The 16,517-nt window shown below is 71.6% G+C and carries 17 protein-coding genes; 7 read left to right on the top strand and 10 right to left on the bottom strand.

Annotated features, from left to right (window positions below; all coding sequences use genetic code 11):
* Nucleotides 1-3 precede the first annotated feature (3 nt).
* Genes B7K26_RS05635 through B7K26_RS05625 form a run of 3 tightly spaced genes read right to left on the bottom strand, consistent with a single transcriptional unit; the run spans nucleotide 4 to nucleotide 2,493 of the window.
* Entirely contained in the window at nucleotides 4-636 is a 633-nt protein-coding gene (locus B7K26_RS05635; RefSeq protein WP_200811000.1) for an NADPH-dependent F420 reductase, read from the bottom strand.
* A gap of 19 nt (nucleotides 637-655) precedes the next feature.
* Nucleotides 656-1,465, bottom strand: a complete 810-nt coding sequence (locus tag B7K26_RS05630) for an ABC transporter permease (RefSeq protein ID WP_084077858.1) — start codon at nucleotides 1,463-1,465, stop codon at nucleotides 656-658.
* On the bottom strand, nucleotides 1,462-2,493 hold the full coding sequence (locus B7K26_RS05625) for an ABC transporter ATP-binding protein (protein ID WP_200810998.1): 1,032 nt from the start codon (nucleotides 2,491-2,493) through the stop codon (nucleotides 1,462-1,464). Before B7K26_RS05625 ends, B7K26_RS05630 begins: the two co-directional genes overlap by 4 nt.
* Nucleotides 2,494-2,554: 61 nt before the next feature.
* Here B7K26_RS05625 and B7K26_RS05620 point away from each other — a divergent pair, with 61 nt between their 5' ends.
* The 3 genes from B7K26_RS05620 to B7K26_RS05610 all read left to right on the top strand — a co-directional run bounded on the left by B7K26_RS05620 (nucleotide 2,555) and on the right by B7K26_RS05610 (nucleotide 6,016).
* The gene (locus B7K26_RS05620) at nucleotides 2,555-3,562 is read left to right on the top strand and encodes a YafY family protein (RefSeq protein WP_084077857.1); all 1,008 of its coding nucleotides are present in this window, start codon (nucleotides 2,555-2,557) and stop codon (nucleotides 3,560-3,562) included.
* Nucleotides 3,563-3,572: 10 nt separating this feature from the next.
* Nucleotides 3,573-4,388 carry an HAD-IIB family hydrolase gene (locus tag B7K26_RS05615; RefSeq protein ID WP_200810996.1) on the top strand — a complete coding sequence of 272 codons (816 nt, stop codon included), beginning with the start codon at nucleotides 3,573-3,575 and terminating at the stop codon, nucleotides 4,386-4,388.
* 164 nt (nucleotides 4,389-4,552) lie between these two features.
* Nucleotides 4,553-6,016 carry an MDR family MFS transporter gene (locus B7K26_RS05610; protein ID WP_084077854.1) on the top strand — a complete coding sequence of 488 codons (1,464 nt, stop codon included), beginning with the start codon at nucleotides 4,553-4,555 and terminating at the stop codon, nucleotides 6,014-6,016.
* Nucleotides 6,017-6,085: 69 nt separating this feature from the next.
* On the opposite strand, the gene B7K26_RS05605 is transcribed toward B7K26_RS05610, so the two are convergent.
* Both B7K26_RS05605 and B7K26_RS05600 read right to left on the bottom strand, forming a co-directional pair.
* Nucleotides 6,086-6,574 carry an NUDIX domain-containing protein gene (locus B7K26_RS05605; protein ID WP_084077852.1) on the bottom strand — a complete coding sequence of 163 codons (489 nt, stop codon included), beginning with the start codon at nucleotides 6,572-6,574 and terminating at the stop codon, nucleotides 6,086-6,088.
* A gap of 27 nt (nucleotides 6,575-6,601) precedes the next feature.
* Nucleotides 6,602-7,357: an SGNH/GDSL hydrolase family protein gene (locus tag B7K26_RS05600; protein WP_084077850.1), complete on the bottom strand. Its 756-nt coding sequence runs from the start codon at nucleotides 7,355-7,357 to the stop codon at nucleotides 6,602-6,604.
* 103 nt (nucleotides 7,358-7,460) lie between these two features.
* Between B7K26_RS05600 and B7K26_RS05595 the strand changes: the two genes are divergently transcribed.
* From B7K26_RS05595 to B7K26_RS05580, 4 genes are all read left to right on the top strand, one after another.
* A complete protein-coding gene (locus B7K26_RS05595) occupies nucleotides 7,461-8,810 on the top strand; it encodes a sorbosone dehydrogenase family protein (RefSeq protein ID WP_084077848.1) in 1,350 nt (449 codons plus the stop codon).
* A gap of 40 nt (nucleotides 8,811-8,850) precedes the next feature.
* A complete protein-coding gene (locus B7K26_RS05590; protein ID WP_084077846.1) occupies nucleotides 8,851-9,333 on the top strand; it encodes a glutathione peroxidase in 483 nt (160 codons plus the stop codon).
* Nucleotides 9,334-9,429: 96 nt separating this feature from the next.
* Nucleotides 9,430-10,488, top strand: a complete 1,059-nt coding sequence (locus tag B7K26_RS05585; RefSeq protein WP_084077844.1) for an LLM class flavin-dependent oxidoreductase — start codon at nucleotides 9,430-9,432, stop codon at nucleotides 10,486-10,488.
* Entirely contained in the window at nucleotides 10,485-11,147 is a 663-nt protein-coding gene (locus B7K26_RS05580; protein WP_084077842.1) for an NADPH-dependent F420 reductase, read from the top strand. Before B7K26_RS05585 ends, B7K26_RS05580 begins: the two co-directional genes overlap by 4 nt.
* Here B7K26_RS05580 and B7K26_RS05575 read toward each other — a convergent pair.
* The 5 genes from B7K26_RS05575 to B7K26_RS05555 all read right to left on the bottom strand — a co-directional run bounded on the left by B7K26_RS05575 (nucleotide 11,135) and on the right by B7K26_RS05555 (nucleotide 16,449).
* Nucleotides 11,135-12,043, bottom strand: coding sequence for a helix-turn-helix transcriptional regulator (locus B7K26_RS05575; RefSeq protein WP_084077841.1), 909 nt, complete (start codon nucleotides 12,041-12,043; stop codon nucleotides 11,135-11,137). The genes B7K26_RS05580 and B7K26_RS05575 overlap by 13 nt on opposite strands.
* Nucleotides 12,040-13,026 carry an aldo/keto reductase gene (locus B7K26_RS05570; RefSeq protein ID WP_084077839.1) on the bottom strand — a complete coding sequence of 329 codons (987 nt, stop codon included), beginning with the start codon at nucleotides 13,024-13,026 and terminating at the stop codon, nucleotides 12,040-12,042. The genes B7K26_RS05575 and B7K26_RS05570 overlap by 4 nt, the downstream gene beginning before the upstream one ends.
* Nucleotides 13,027-13,047: 21 nt before the next feature.
* Complete coding sequence (locus B7K26_RS05565) at nucleotides 13,048-14,487, bottom strand: MFS transporter (protein ID WP_084077837.1); 1,440 nt, start codon at nucleotides 14,485-14,487, stop codon at nucleotides 13,048-13,050.
* 67 nt (nucleotides 14,488-14,554) lie between these two features.
* Nucleotides 14,555-15,316: an SDR family oxidoreductase gene (locus B7K26_RS05560; protein ID WP_084077835.1), complete on the bottom strand. Its 762-nt coding sequence runs from the start codon at nucleotides 15,314-15,316 to the stop codon at nucleotides 14,555-14,557.
* Between the two features lie 77 nt (nucleotides 15,317-15,393).
* The gene (locus B7K26_RS05555) at nucleotides 15,394-16,449 is read right to left on the bottom strand and encodes a zinc-binding dehydrogenase (RefSeq protein WP_200810995.1); all 1,056 of its coding nucleotides are present in this window, start codon (nucleotides 16,447-16,449) and stop codon (nucleotides 15,394-15,396) included.
* Nucleotides 16,450-16,517: the final 68 nt, after the last annotated feature.

Raw genomic sequence — 16,517 nt, 5'->3', positions numbered from 1 at the left:
AGCCTACCGCCCGCCGCGCGCGCGGGCCACCACCCGGCCGCGCTGCGTGTCCCAGAAGCGCTCCAGCATCGCGCGCGCCTCCTCCTCGTCCGCGTCGGCGCCAAACAACTCGGTGCCCGGCTCGAACCGCATCCCCTCCGCGAGCGTCCCGGCCGTCACCGGGTCGTAGCCCAGCGCGTCCACGAGGCCGGCGACGAGCGCCACCGCCTCGTCGTCGTCGCCGGCCACCGCGACCGCGATGCGCTCGGGGTCCCCCGCGGGGCGCGCCAACTCCTCGAGCGCGTACCCCGACAGGTGATTGAGCGCCTTCACCACCCGGGCCCCGGGGAGGAATGCGGCGACGGTTTGCGACGTCGACGTGGTCGGATCGTCGAGGTCGGGCCGCGCCCCGTCGAGCTCCCACCAGTAGTTCATGGCGTCGATCACCACGCACCCGGCGAGCCGCTCCGCCGGAAGCGAGCGGTAGCGGCCCAGGGGGACGGCGAGGACCACAGCATCGGCCGCCACCACGGCGTCCACAGCATCGGCCGAACCGGCGATGGCCACGTCGATGCCGGCCCGGGCAGCGAGGGCGGCGACGGCCTTGCCGACGCGCCCCGCGCCCAGGATTCCGAGGGTCTGGATGCGTGCACTCACACGCGTACGGTACCGACGGTCAGTCCGAGCGCCGCATGGTGCGGATACCGACCACGAGGCCCACGGCGGCGACCGCCGCGGCACACAGCACTCCCCAGCCCACCTCGGAGGCAAGCAGGTCGCCCGCCATGAGGTGACGCTCGGCCTGCACCACCCAGTTCACCGGGTTCACGGACGCCACGACGGACATCCACCGTGGCCCGGAGTCGAGGGGCAGCAGCATCCCCGACAGGATCAGGAGCGGGAAGATGAGGCTCTGCTGGACGGCCCAGAACATCCATTCGCGATCCTTGGTGACGAGCGCGAGCGCGTAGCTGAGCGAGCCGAGGCCCACGCCGAACGCGGCAAGCAGCACGATGCCGATGGCGAGTCCGGCGACGTTGGGACGGAACCCAAAAGGTACCGAGACCAGGACGATCACGAGCACCTGCACGACGATCGGCACCACCTCCTTGAGGGCGCGCCCGGCCAGCAGCGAGGCGCGGCTGAGCGGCGCCACCAGGGTGCGCTCGTGCGAGCCGGTCATCATCTCGTACTGCAGGTTGGAGCCCGTGGCGCCCGTTCCGAACAGCACGATCATGGCGAGGACGCCTGGCACGAACCACGCGAGGGTGTCGGCCGTGGACTCGCCCGAGGATCCGATGAGCAGCGGCGTAAACAGGCCAAGGAACACCAGGGGCTGCACCAGCGAGAAGATGACCGAGAACGGGTCGCGGGCCACGGGGCGCAGCTCCCGCAGCATCACGTTCAGGGTGTCGCGCGCGGCGCTGCCGCGCACGGGCGCCGTCGGGCTCTGGGGTCCGGCCGATGCGGGGGTGGCGGCGGTCATGAGGGCTCTCCTGCCGTGGTGGTGAGGGTGGCGTCGGCGTCCGCGCCGGGGTCGGGGGTGCCGGCGTCGGCGTCGCGCAGCGAGCGTCCGGTGAGGGCGAGGAACACGTCGTCGAGGGTGGGAGGCACTCCCGTGGCGCGCTCGACGGCGATGCCCTGCGCGTCGAGGTCGCGGATCACGCGCGGCAGCAGCCGCTCGCCGTCGGCGACATTGGTGGTGAGCGTGAGCGCGTCGGCGCGCGTCACCTCCCGGCCCGCGAGCCGGGCGACGTGCGCCAGGGCGGCGTCGGCATCGGCCGCACTGGCGAAGCCGAGCGAGACGGCGTCGCCGGCGAGCGTCGCCTTGAGCGCGGCCGCCGAGTCGTCGGCGATGACCCGGCCGCCGTCCATGACCATGACGCGCTCGGCGTAGTGGTCGGCCTCGTCCAGGTAGTGGGTGGTGAGGAACACCGTGGTGCCGTAGCGCTCGCGCAGGTCGAGGATGTGCTGCCAGAGGTTGGCGCGTGACTGCGGGTCGAGGCCGGTGGACGGCTCGTCGAGGCACAACAGCGTGGGCGCGTGCATGAGGCCCAGCGCGATGTCGAGCCGGCGCTTCTGCCCGCCCGAGAGCTGCTGCACGGTGCGCGAGCCGAACGAGGCAAGGTCGAGGGACTCGATGAGCTCGTCGGCCCGGCGGCGGGACTGGGCCTTGCCCACCCCGTAGAAAGCTCCCTGGCTGATGAGCTCGTCCCTCACGCGCTGGGCGAACGAGCCTGAAGTGCCCTGGCCCACGTAGCCGATGCGCGCGCGGACCTCGTGAGGAGCGCCGGCGATGTCGTGGCCCACCACCCGCGCCCCGCCCGACGTGGGAGGGATGAGGGTGGTGAGCATCCGGATGGTGGTGGACTTGCCGGCGCCGTTGGGACCCAGGAAGGCGACGAGCGAGCCCGCGTCGACGTCGAACGTCACGTCGGTGACGGCATCGACAGTGGTCTTGCCGCGACTGAACCGCTTGGTGAGGCCGTGCGCCTCGATGATCGGGGTGGTCATGCGGCCACGCTACGACTTATTGCGGACAGAAACCGTCCGCAATGTGAGAGAAACTTGGGACATGTCCGCCACGACCACGCGCACCCTCGCGCTCCTGGACCTGCTCCAGCGCCACCGGGAGTGGACCGGCGCCGAGCTCGCCGCACGGCTCGACACCACCGAACGCACCGTGCGGCGCGACGTCGAACGGCTGCGCGAGCTGGGCTACCGCGTCGAGTCCCGCACCGGCCGCGAGGGCGGATACCGGCTCGCCGCGGGCGGCGCGATGCCTCCCCTGCTCCTGAGCGAGGAGGAGGCCGTCGCGATCGCCGTGGGGCTGCGCGTCGCGGCGGCCGAGCAACTGGTGGACGGCACGTCGACCGCGCTGTCGGCGATCGCGAAGCTCGAGCAGGTCCTCTCCCCCGCCTCGCGGCGGCAGGTGACGGCGCTCGCGACAGCGATGACGTCGCCCGAGCAGGGGCGTGCGCCCCACGTGCCGCCCGCACTGCTGGGCCAGGTGGCGCTCGCGTGCCGCGACCGCGAGCGCGTGCGGTTCTCCTACGAGGACGCCCAGGGCGCCGCGACCCGCCGCCGGGTGGAGCCCCACGCCCTGGCACCGGCGCGCGGGCGCTGGTACCTGGTCGCGTGGGACCTCGAGCGCGACGACTGGCGGACGTTCCGGCTGGACCGCATGGGCGAGCTCACCGCGACCGGCGCGCACTTTGCGTCGCGTGCCCTCACGCGCGCGGACATCGACGAGCGCATCCTCGTCGCCAGTTCCGCGCAGCGGCAGCCCCTCGAGGCCACCGCCGTCCTCCCGATGTCGCTGGCCGACTTCGCGGCGCACATGGGGGTGTGGGCGGAGGGCTCCGACGAGCCTCGGCCCGGCGTCACGCGCTGGGGGCTGGGCGGCGCCGACGTGCGCGACCTTTTCTACGGGCTGTCATGGCTGCCTCAGGACGTCGACTGGCGGGTGGAGATGCCGGACGACGCCCGCGCGGAGCTCGTCGCGATGCTGCGTCGCGTGCTGAGCGCCGTGGAGGCGCCTCCCGCGTCGGAGACCACCGGAGGGGGCCCTGACGCGGGTTAGGGTGAACGCCGTGAGCGTGATCTTCCTGGACATCGACGGCACCTATGCGAGCCACGGCGCGGTCCCCGCGGCCCACGTCGAGGCGGTGCGGCGCGTGCGCGCCAACGGCCACCGCGTGCTGCTGTGCACCGGGCGTCCCCGCTCCGCGGTCTCCGAGCGCCTCACCGAGGCGGGCTTCGACGGCCTCGTGTGCGGCGCCGGCGCCTACGCCGAGGTCGACGGCGAGGTGCTTGCCGACGTGACCTTCCCGCGCGAGCTCGCGGACCGCAGCATCGACGTGCTGCTCGCTCACCACGCGCAGATGATCGTGGAGTCCACCCAGGCGCTCCACGTCCTCGACGAGGCCGCCGCGCTCATGGACAGGCGCGCGCCGGGCGAGGGCGCGAGCGGCGCCCAGGCGGCGGTGTGGGAGGACCTCCTCGCGGCCCGGCGCGTGGTCGACGACCTCCACGGCCTCGACTTCGCCAAGATCGTGACGATGTCCGCCGCGAGCGACCTCAGCGCCATCGCGGCCGAGATCGGCGACGAGGTCGCCGCCGTCGAGACCTCCATCCAGGACCTGGGCCGCGGCGCCGGCGAGCTCTACCTCGCGCACATCACCAAGGCCGTGGGCATCCAGGTGGTTCTCGACCACCTGGGCCTCACCGCGGCCGATGCCGTGGGTGCGGGCGACGGCCCCAACGACCTCGAGATGCTCGCCATGGTGGGCACGGCCATCGGCATCGAGGGCGGCCACCCGGGCGTCATCGCCGCGGCCGACATCGTGGTGCCCGGCCCGGAGCAGGCCGGCCTGGCCCAGGCCTTCGCTCGCCTGGGGCTCGCCTAGGCCTTCCCGGCATCGGCCACCCTCACTGGCCGCCGCCCGATTCGTCACACTGGCCCTGTCCGATGTCGGGGGCCGGTGACACAATGCTTCTCGTCCCCGCATCGTCGCGCGCCCTCTGCCCGGCCGCCGCCGCGCCCGTCGCGACATGCCAGAAAGGCCCCCGCATGACCCAGTCCCCCGCCCGCTCCGCCGCGCCCTCGTCCGTGAGTGCGCGCGACGAGCTCGTGATCCGCGTCCTCATCGTCTCCGCGTTCACCGTCATCCTGAACGAGACGATCATGGGCGTCGCGATCCCGCACCTGAAGGCCGACCTGGGCATCACGACGGTCCTCGCGCAGTGGCTCACCGCCGCGTTCCTCCTCACGATGGCGATCGTCATCCCCATTACCGGCTTCCTGCTGCAGCGCTTCCCCACGCGCCCCCTGTACATCGTCGCGATGTCGCTGTTCGCGGCCGGCACGCTTCTCGCTGCGTGCGCGCCCGGGTTCGAGGTGCTGCTCGCGGCGCGCGTGGTCCAGGCCTGCGGCACCGCGGTGATGCTCCCGCTGCTGATGACGACCGTCATTTCGATCGTGCCCGAGCACGAGCGTGGCAAGCGCATGGGCACCATCGGCATGGTGATCTCGGTCGCGCCCGCCATCGGCCCCACCATCTCGGGCCTGATCCTCGCGGTGCTGCCCTGGCGCTTCCTGTTCATCTTTGTGCTCCCCGTCGCGGTGACGGTGCTCGTGTTCGGCATCCTCAAGATGCGCTCGACCAACGAGCCGGAGCCCACCCGCATGGACGTGCTGTCCGTGGTCCTGTCCGCGTTCGGCTTCGGCGGCATCGTGTTCGGCCTGTCGCGCATCGGCGAGTCGGCCGAGGGAGGCGCCGGCAGTGCCGTGGTAGCCATCGTGATCGGCGTCGTGGCTCTCGCCCTGTTCGTGTGGCGCCAATTGGTGCTGCAGCGTCACGACGGCGCGCTCCTCGACCTCAGGGTGTTCCGCTCGCGCACCTTCGCGCTGGCCTGCGCCATGTTCATCGTGTGCATGATGGGCCTGTTCAGCGGCATCATGCTGCTGCCGCTGTACACCCAGGACGTGCTGGGACTCTCGGTGCTCGCGTCCGGCCTCATGCTGCTGCCCGGCGGGCTCGCGATGGGCCTGCTCGCCACGCCCATCGGCTCCGCCTACGACCGCATCGGCCCCCGCCCGCTGCTCGTCCCCGGCACCATCCTGCTGACGCTTGCGCTCGGCATGATGGCCTTCACCCTGCACGAGGGCACGCCGTGGTGGGTGGTGCTCGCCGGTCACGTCACCATGAGCCTCGGCCTCGCGCTCGTCTTCACGCCGCTGTTCTCGGCGTCGCTCGGGTCGCTTCCCAAGAAGCTCTACTCGCACGGCTCAGCGATGGTCTCCACGCTCCAGCAGGTGGCCGCCGCGGCGGGCACCGCGCTGTTCGTGTCGATCCTCGCGGCCGTGATGGCGACAGGCCTCGACGCGGGCGAGGCGGAGGCGGTCGCCTACGCCGACGGCGTGCGCGCTGCATTCCTGGTGGGAGCCGTTCTCGCCGCAGGCGGCATCGTGCTCGCGCTGTTCGTCAAGCGCCCGGAGTCGGTCGAGGGTGAAGGCCCGATCCTCGCCCACTAGTTTGCGGTCAAATGGATCCATTTGGTGCGTCTAAGGCCTTAAAAGCACCAATGGGATCCATTTGACGGTTTAGCCGGTGAACTCCGCGACGTCCGAGCCCGTCAGGCCGGCGGCGACGCGCGCCAGCATGTCCTCGCTCATCGGCGGCATCGCATCGACGTCGAACCAGGCCGCCTCGAGGTTCTCCCCATCGGCGGGGTGCGGGTCGCCGCTGAGGTAGCGGAAGCGGAACACGAGGTCGAGGTACTGGGACACGTCCCCGTTGTCGTAGGTCACCTCCGGCGTGACGCCCACGCGCACCAGCGCCTCGGGCACGGCGACCACATTGGCCTCCTCCAGCACCTCGCGAGCGCCGGCGACGGCGGGGTGCTCGCCGGGGTCGATGATGCCGGTGACCGGCGTCCACGCACCCGTGTCGGCGCGGCGCACCAGCAGGATCTCGCGCGCGGCCGATGCCGCGGCCGGCTCCCGTAGGACGACGGCGGTCACCCCCGCGAGCCACAGCGGCTCGTGGCCGATCTTCTCGCGCAGGGACAGGATGAAGTCGGGGGTCGCCATGCGGCCCAGGCTAGCGAGCGCGCGGCATCAGGACGGGTCGATGCGCACCCAGTCGGCGAACTTCGCGCTGCGCCCGTCGCCCGACGACCGCCCCGTGAGCCGGCGCCCGATCCACGGCAACACATACGTCGCGTAGTAGCGGGCCTCGACCAAAACGCCCGAGGGCGCCCGGTGGCCCGGCTCGAGCGACGGCAACTCCGTCGGCACGCCCAGCGCGGTCAGCGCACGCGCCGCCACACGCCGATGCCCCAGCGCGTTCAGGTGAAGGCGATCCGAGTCCCAGTAACCGGGCTGGCGCATCTCCTCGTCGGAGAAGTTGTCGACGAAGGTCACGTGCTCGTAGCGGTCCTGGAGGTCGGTCAGCAGGTCGGTGAAGACGGAGACGCGCGAGCGCATCATGTCGCCGCGGGGAAGGCCGAACGTCGCATCCGCGCCGGTCTGGAGGAGCAGCCTGACCCCCTCCTCCTCGGTGCGGCGCACCACCTGCTCGGTGAGGCGGACGATCTCGTCGCGGTCAAAGCCGGGACGCATCATGTCGTTGCCGCCGCCATTGAACGCGAGGACGTCGGGACGCGGCGACAGCGCCAACGCGGGCTCCAACTGGTCCCCCACGATGGGGCCGATGAGTCGTCCACGAATCGCGAGGTTCGCGTAGTCCACCGGCTCGTCGAGGCCCGCGGCGAGTCCCGCCGCCACGAGGTCGGCCCAGCCGCGCACCGCCCCGCCCTCGATGCCGTCGCCCACACCCTCGGTGAAGCTGTCCCCGATCGCCACAAAACGCATGAGGTTCACGATAAACCCGGCAGGCGGCTGTTTTGTCACCCGCTGACACATTCCGTGCTGCCGCTACGGAGCGCTCCCCTCCGACCCGGCCTAGTGTCGAGGAATGACCCGGACCGTCCTCCTTTTCGCCCTGGCGGCAAGCCTCGCCCTCACCGCGTGTGGCGCGGACGACGCCGAGTCGTCACCCACCGCGTCTGCCAGCTCCCGGCCGACGGCCGATGCCCCCGCCGCCACGGCGTCGGACTCGCCCCAGGCGACGGGGCAGGCGGCTCCCGATGGGGTGGAGGGCCTCGCCCCCGTCGACGTCACGATCGCCGAAGGCACCGACGCGCCACGGGCCGAGGGCCGCTCGCTCCAGGTACCCGCGGGCTGGGAGGCCGAGGCATGGGCCGCGGTCCCCGGGGCACGGCTCGCGGCGTGGACACCAGACGGCGCGCTGCTGGTCTCCACAGGCGACCGCGGCGAGGTCGTGGCCCTGCGCCCCACCACCGACGGTCGGGCGCCGTCGGCGACCACCATCCTCGACGGCCTCGACAATCCTCAGGGTCTCGCCTTCGCCGATCAAGCCACGCTCATCGTCGGCGAGTCCACGACGATCGCCGCCTACGACTACTCGGACGGCACCGCCACGGGCAGACGGGTCGTGGCCGACGGCCTCCCCGCCGGAGGTCACGCGAGCAAGGCGGTGGTCGTCGACGGCGATCGCGTGGTGTTTAGCCTCGGCTCGGCCTCCAACCGCGATCCGGCGGACCGGGAGAGCACGCCGGAGCGCGCGGTCGTCGCCTCCGTTCCCGTCGCGGGCGGCGACCACGAGGTCATCGCGCGCGGCGTGCGCAACGGCTTCGGGCTCGCCCTCGCGCCGGACGGCACCGTGTGGACGGCAGTGAACCAGGCAGACAACCAGCCCTACCCCTTCGACGACGACACCGGCCTGTACGGCACCGAGGACCGCGGCTACATCAACGAGAATCCCGTGGAGCAGGTCACCCGCGTGGAGGAGGGCGGCGACCTGGGCTGGCCCTACTGCGTCCCCGACGCCCGCGACGGCAACCTCGACCTTCCGTTCGTCAACGACCCCGCCCTCAACCCCGACGGCGCCGCCCTCGACTGCGCGGCCCTCACCCCCACAGCGGTGGGCCTGCCGTCCCACAGCGCCCCGCTCGGCCTCACCTTCACCCACGACGCCGGAGCCACGGAACTCGGAGACGGCGCGGTCGTCACGATGCACGGCTCGTGGAACCGCGAGCCACCCCGCGAGCCCGGCATCGCGTTCCTCCCGTGGGACGCCGACGAGGCAACGCTCGGCGAGCCCGTCGCCCTCGTCAGCGGTTTTCAGGACGCAGACGGTTCCCGGTGGGGGCGCGTCGTCGCCACGGCCATTGGCCCCGGAGGCGACCTCTACGTGACGGACGACGAGGCGGGGCTGGTGTACCGCATCGGCCCAGCGAACTGACCCCGTTCACAACGACGCGCGGCGGTGTCAGGATGGGGGCATGCCGACTCTTACCGACTTTTCCGCCACCGCCCTCGACGGGTCCGACCACGACCTCGCCCAGCACGCGGGCAAGGTGGTCCTCGTCGTCAACACCGCCTCCAAGTGCGGCTTCGCGCCGCAGTTCGCGGGGCTCGAGAAGCTCCACGAGCAGTTCTCCCCCGAGGGCTTCACCGTGCTGGGCTTCCCCAGCAACCAGTTCAAGCAGGAGCTGAGCGACGCGGACGAGGTCGCCGACTACTGCCAGAAGAACTACGGCGTCACCTTTCCCATGTTCGCCACCATCGACGTCAACGGCAAGCACGCGCACCCCGTCTACCAGTGGCTGCGCTCGGAGGCGGGCGGAGCGCTCGGCTCCGCGGTGAAGTGGAACTTCACCAAGTTCCTCGTGGGCCGCGACGGACACGTCATCAAGCGTTACGCCCCCAGCACCGAGCCCGAGCAGATCGCGGCGGACATCAAGGCGGCCCTCGCCTCCGAGTAACGGCGCCCGATGCGGTGGCCGGGAATACTTCCGCGCCCCGGTACGCTCTTTAGTTGACACCTCAACAACCGCGGGGTGTCGGCAAGGAGCACAGCCATGAGCATCGCCCCGGAAGACGTCCGGTTCGGCATCGAGACCTTCGGCGATCTGCCGCTGCACGACAGCGGCGAGCCGATGACCCACGCGGCGTCCCTGCGCCAGGTGGTCGAGGAGGCCGCGCTTGCCGACCAGATCGGCATCGACGCCGTGGCCCTGGGCGAGCACCACCGCTCCGACTTCGCCATCTCCTCCCCCGAGATGGTGCTCGCCGCGATCGCATCGCGCACCGAGCGGGTGACGCTCGGCTCCGCCGTCACGGTGCTGAGCTCCGACGACCCCGTCCGCGTCTTCCAGCGCTTCTCGACGCTCGACGCGGTGAGCGACGGCCGCGCCGAGGTGATCCTGGGCCGCGGCTCCTTCACCGAGTCCTTCCCGCTGTTCGGCTACGACCTCGCCGACTACGAGGTCCTCTTCGAGGAGAAGCTCGAGCTCTTCAGTCAGCTCCTCACGGAGAAGCCCGTGACGTGGCAGGGCACCACCCGCCCGGGCCTGCACGAGGCAGACGTCTACCCCAAGACCGACTCCGGCTCGCTCACCACCTGGGTGGGCGTGGGCGGCTCTCCACAGTCGGTGGTGCGCACCGCGAAGTACGGGCTGCGGCTCATGCTCGCGATCATCGGCGGCGACCCCGGCCGCTTCGCCCCCTACCTCGACCTCTACCGCCGCGCCACCGAGCAGTTCGGCACGCCGCAGCACCCGGTCGGCATGCACAGCCACGGCTTCATCGCGCCCACCGACGAGGAGGCGCGCGAGTCCTACTTCCCGGGCTACAAGGCGATGCGTGACCGCGTGGGCGCCGAGCGCGGTTGGCCCGCCATGACCCGCTCCGAGTTCGACGCGGAGGTCGCACACGGCTCGCTGTACGTCGGCTCGCCCGAGACCGTCGCCGCCAAGATGGCGCAGGCGATCCGCACGCTCGGCGTGGGCCGCTTCGACTTCGTCTACACCGGCGGCGGGGCGATGCCCGCCTCCTCGAGGATGCGCGCCGTCGACCTCTTCGGCACCCAGGTCATCCCGCGCGTGCGCGAACTGCTCGCCGAGGGAGGTGCCAAGTGACCCCGCTGCAGGTGCGCACCGTCGGCATCCTCGGAGCGGGCAAGCTCGGCACCGTGCTCGCCCGCCTCGCCGTGGCCGCGGGCTATCGCACCCTCATCGCCGGCTCGCGCGAGGCCGAGCGCATCTCCCTCACCGTCGACGTCCTCGCCCCCGGCGCGGTCGCCACGACGGCCGATGCGGTGGTCGCCGAGGCCGACGTGGTCATCCTCGCGCTCCCACTGGGCCGCTTCCACGAACTCGACCGCGACGCCCTTGCGGGCGCGATCGTGCTGGACGCTATGAACTACTGGTGGGAGGTCGACGGCGAGCGTGCCGACCTGACCGACCCCCGCACCACCTCGAGCGAGATCGTCGCGCGCCACCTTCCCGGTGCCCGCGTCGTCAAGGCCCTCAACCACATGGGCTACCACGACCTCGACGAGAGCCACCTGCCCGCGGGCGAGCCCGGCAGGCGCGCCATCGCGGTGGCGGGCGACGACGACACCGCCGTCACGACCGTCGCGCGGCTCGTCGACGCGCTCGGGTTCGACGCCGTCCGCATCGGAGGCCTCCACGCGGGACGCGCCCTGCAGCCGGGAATGCCAGCCTTCGGCGCGAACACCGACGCCGCGAGCCTGGTCAGCCTTGTCGAGGCGGCCAGCGAGCGTCAGCCCGCCTGAATCGACTCCCCGAGCACCGAGGCGTCGAGCGCGAGGAAGTCCTCGCGCTGGGTGGCGGCCCACGACCCCAGGATGGCGAGGGCATCGGCCGTGGGCGAGCCTGGCGGCGCCGTGTAGACGTTGAGCGTCAGGCCCGGCGTACTCGCGAGCGGAAGCGACTCGTACGTGAGGTCGAGGTCGCCCGCCACCGGGTGATGGAGGCGCTTGAGCCCGCTGCGGTGAAGGGTCACGTCCCGCGACGCCCAGTGCCGCCGGAACTCCTCCGAGCGCGTCGACAGCTCGCCCACCAGGGTGATGAGCCGCTTGTCGTGGGGGTGACGCCCGGCCTCCATCTGGAGCATGGCGACGCCGTCGTGGGCGACCTGCTCGTAATCGCGCCAGAAGCTCCTTGCCGCGGGGTCGAGGAAGGTGAACTTGGTGGTGTTGACGGGGCGTTCGGCGGAGCCGTCGAACACCGGGGAGTACAGGGCCCTTCCCAGCAGGTTGGCGGCGATGATGTCGTGCCGCCCGTTGCGCACCCACGCCGGGACGCCGTGCATCCCGTCCAGGATGGCGCGGACCGACCACGGCACCGACGCATCGGCCCGCCGTCCCGAGGGTCGCGATGGACCCGCGGCGCGCGCCAGGTCGAAGAGGTGCTCGCGCTCGGCCTCGTCGAGCCGCAGCGCGGTGGCGAGCGAGTCGAGCACGGAGTCCGAGGCGCCTGCGAGGTTGCCGCGCTCGAGCCGCACGTAGTAGTCGACGGAGACGCCGGCGAGCATCGCCACCTCCTCGCGCCTCAAGCCCTTTACCCGGCGGCGTCCGCCGTAGGCGGGAAGCCCCGCCTCCTCGGGAGTGACGCGGGCGCGACGGGAGGACAGGAAGGCCTTGACCTCGTCGGCGTTGCGGGCGCTCATCGCCCCACCATACGCATGAGCGCCTCGTTGTAGCGCTCCCCCGCGATGCCGATGCGGTCGGCGAGCCCGTTCAGGTCAGCGACCTCGTCGGCGCTCAGCGCGAGCGCGGTGGCGGCGGCGTTCTCGTCGACGCGCTCGCGACGCCGTGTGCCGGGAATGGGCACCAGGTGCGGGTCCTGCGCGAGGAGCCACGCGAGAGCCACCTGGGCGGGGGTCGCGTCCTTCGCGTCCGCGAGCGCCGTCACGTGCTCCACGAGCGCGTAGTTGGCGGCAAGGTTCTCCTCGCTGAAGCGCGGCACGTTCGCGCGGATCTCCCCCGCGGCAAAGGTGTCGCCGGGCTTCACCGTGCCGGTGAAGAATCCCTTGCCGAGCGGGCTGAACGGCACCAGGCCGATGCTGAGCTCGCGACAGGCGGGCAGGATCTCCTTTTCGGGGTCGCGGGTCCACAGGGAGTACTCGTTCTGCACCGCGGTGACGGGCGTGACGGCATGGGCGCGGCGGAGCGTCTCCACTCCTGGCTCGGACATGCCGAAGTGGCGCGCCTTGCCCTCGGCGATGAGCTCGCCGACGGTCCCGGCGACGTCCTCGATAGGCACGTCGGGGTCCACGCGGTGCTGGTACAGCAGGTCGATGGTGTCGATGTCCAGTCGCCTCAGCGAGCCCTCGACGGCGGCGCGGATGCTGTCGGGCCGCGAGTCCGGCCCGCCCATCGCGCCGGAACTGAGGTCGAAGCCGAACTTGGTGGCGAGCACCACGCGGTCCCGCAGCGGCGCGATCGCCTCTCCGACGAGCTCCTCGTTATCGAAGGGCCCGTAGACCTCGGCGGTGTCGATGAGGGTGATGCCCGATTCGATCGCGTGGCGCAGCACGCCGATCATGTCGTCGCGGTCGCCGCGGTTGGGCCCGTAGCTCTGGGACATGCCCATGGCGCCCAGGCCGATGGCGGAGACCTCGAGGCCCTGGCCGAGTGTTCTGGTGTGCATGAGTGGCTCCTTGGTGAGGCGTCAGTCGGCGACGGATGCGGTGGCAGGGACGTCGGTCGCCTCGCGGCGAGCTGCGGGGAGGATGAGCGCGGCGCAGACGACGAGGCTGGCCAGCAGCAGCGCCGTGCCCGCGGCCAGGGAGGCCGATGCGCCGACGGCGACGGCCTCCACCCCGCTGACCCCGGCGCCCACCGCGTGGGAGCCGACGACGACGAGGATGCCTAGCCCGAGCGCCATGCCCAGTTGGTGGAAGGTGTTGACGAGTCCGGAGGCTGCCCCGGCATCGGCCTCGCTGGCTCCGTGGATGCCGGCGGAGGTGAGCGGCGCGAACACCAGGCCCTGACCTGCGCCGATGAGCACCATGGGCAGCGCCACATCGGTCACATACGTGGAGTCGACCCCGATGCGGCTGAGCCACAGCATCCCGACCATCGTGACGGCGACGCCGGCGACCAACGCGGGGGCCTCCCCCACCCTCCGCGCGATGCGGGGGGAGGCGAGCGCCACGGCGAAGTTCACCGCCGTCATGGGAAGGAAGCCCAGGCCGGCCTGGAGCGGCGTGAAACCGAGGACGTCCTGCATGAACTGGGTGGTGAAGAAGAAGAACCCGATCATGGCGCCCATGAACAGCAGCCTGCCTACGTAGCCGCCGACCCTGACACGGTCGTCGAAGAGGCGCAGCGGCATGATCGGCTGCGCGGCGCGCGCCTCGTTCCACACGAGCAGCGCGATGAGGGCGAGGCCGCCGACGAGCGAGCCGATGGTGAGCGGCGCACCCCACGACGCCTCGGCGGCGTGAATCGTCGCGAAGACGAGCGCGCCCACGCCGAGCGTCGCGGCGATGGCACCGACCACGTCAAAGCGGCCGCGGACGGGGTGCGAGGCGGGAAGGAAGCGCGGCGCCATGAGGATCATGACGATGCCGATCGGCACGTTGACGTAGAAGCCGGCACGCCACGAGAAGGCCGAGGCAAGCAGGCCGCCCACCACAAGTCCCAGCGAGGCGCCGATGCCGGCGGTGGCGCCGTACAGGGCGACGGCCCGGTTGCGCTCGTGTCCCGCCGGGAAGGAGGCGGTGATGAGCGACAGCGACGAGGGGGCGACGATCGCGGCGCCGATGCCCTGGAGCGCACGGGCGGCGATGGCGGCGCCACCGGTGGGTGCCATCCCCACCAGCAGCGATGCGACCGAGAAGACGATGAGTCCCCCGATGAAGACCGGCTTGCGGCCCAGGATGTCGGAGGCCCTGGCCCCCAGGAGCAGCAGCCCCCCGAACACGAGGGTGTAAGCGTCCTGCACCCACGCGGTCTGGCCGACGGTCAGGCCGAGGTCCGCCTCCATGCTGGGCAGCGCGGTGAAGATCACCGAGTTGTCGAGCAGGATCATGAAGTAACTGGCGAGGACGATGACGAGGATCGCGGTTTTGCGACCGGATGTCATGCGCGGTGCGGCGTCTGTCATAGGAGGCTCCTGGGGTCTGAGAGGGTCGCGCTGGCGTCCTTGTCAGTGCCGGAGTGGTGGCGACGCATCAGCCGCGCAGGCGGTCGATGTCCGCGAGGACCTCGTCGGGTTCGTCTGCGAGGGCGACGCCGGCATCGTGGGCGCCAGCGAGCGCCTCGGCGTCGTCCTTGTCGAGGGCGGCGAAGGCGGCCGCCCAGTCGGACGGCTTCGCCCCTGGTGCCGCGAACAGCTCGAGCGTGACGTCCGTGGCGGCGTCGGACGTCAGCGACGCCACGAGCGTGCGCGCGATGTCGACTCGCGCCACGCCGCGCCGGTCGTTGAGCGGGGTGGCGTCGCCCTGCTCGAGCACGAGGCCGGTCTGGTCTGCCGTCTCGTTGTCGAACCATCCTGGACGGACGATGGTGTGGGGAAGTCCCGCGGCACGGACGAGCCGCTCGGAGCGACGCTTCCAGTGCAGGACCCCGCCGTAGACGTCGCTGCCGACCGAGACGGACATGGAGGTCATGAGCGCGATGCGCGGTCGGCTCTCGCCGAGCGCGTCGATGAGTCGCGCCACGCCCTCGTAGTCCACGGTGCGGGGGTCGCCGCCGTGGGTGAAGACGATGCCGTCCACTGCCGCCACGGCATCGGCCAGCCCCTCGCCGGTGGCGAGGTCGCCGCGCACCAGGTCGACGCTGTCGGGCAGGGTGGCCCGCGCGCGGCTGGGGTCGCGCACCAGGGCGCGCACCGCGAAGCCGTGGCGGATCAGGTCGTCGACCACGAGGCGGCCGATGGAACCGGTGGCGCCGATCGCGAGGACGGTAGCGCCGGCGGAGATAGTGGACGTCATGAGTGCTGCTCCTTCCGTGCCGGGCCCGGCGGTCGCCTCTCGGCGAGCGCGTGGGGCCCGGGGTGATACGTGGGGTCTTACAGGCTCGGGTCGATCATGACCTTGAGAGCCTCGCGGTTGTCCATGGCCTGGTAGCCGGCCGGGATGTCGTCGAAGCCGAGGGTGCGGTCGAAGACCTTGCCGGGCTCGATGACACCGTCGAGGACCTGCGTGATGGCGTCCTCCATGTAGGCACGCACCGGCGCGGGGCCTCCGGCAAGCCGGGCGTTCTTGCCGAAGAGGGAGCCAAAGCCGACGGGCGCCTCCTCGTACTGCGGAACTCCCACGCGCGAGATCACGCCGCCGGGACGCACCACACCGTAGGACTGCTCGTAGGCGGGCATGTGGCCCACGGCCTCGAGGACCGCGTGCGAGCCGAAGCCGCCGGTGAGCTCGAGAACCTTCGCCACGCCCTCGTCTCCGCGCTCGGCGACAACGTCGGTGGCGCCGAACTCACGGCCGAGGTCGGTGCGCGAGGCGTGACGACCCATGAGGATGATCTGCTCGGCTCCCAACTGCTTGGCGGCGAGCACCGCGCCAAGGCCCACCGCGCCGTCACCCACGACCGTGACCGACTGGCCGGGGGCCACCTGCGCCATGAACGCCGCGTGGTACCCGGTGAGGTAGACGTCGGACAGGGTCAGGAGCGAGGCGAGCAGCGCATCGTCCGCCGTGTCCGGGTTCACGCCGGGCACCTTCACGAGCGAGCCGTTGGCGAGCGGGATGCGCGCGACCTCCGCCTGCAGGCCACCCACCTCGGTGTTGCCGTACCAGCCGCCGTGGGGGCACGCCGTCTGGAAGCCGGCCTTGCAGATCTCGCACGTGTTGTCCGAGAAAGCGAACGGGGCGATGACGAAGTCGCCGGGCTTGACATAGGTGACGTCGGAGCCGACCTGCTCGACCACGCCGATGAGCTCGTGGCCCATGGGAGTGCCAGCGTCGCTCGCGGGCTTGGAGTGGTACGGGTGGAGGTCGGACCCGCAGATGCAGGTGCGGGTGATGCGCACGATCGCGTCGGTCGATTCCTTCAGTTGCGGGGCGGCGACGTCCTCGACGCGGACGTCTCCTGCTCCGTACATGTATGCGGCCTTCATGGGCTCTCCTCACGTGGCGGGGATGGGTACATGACCATCGTGACAACCCGACGGAGCCGGCAACAGTT

The sequence above is a fragment of the Demequina sp. NBRC 110057 genome (assembly GCF_002090175.1).
Lineage (GTDB): Bacteria > Actinomycetota > Actinomycetes > Actinomycetales > Demequinaceae > Demequina.
Note: the sequence above shows the minus strand (reverse complement) of the source record. Positions and strands in the feature narration are given on the sequence as shown.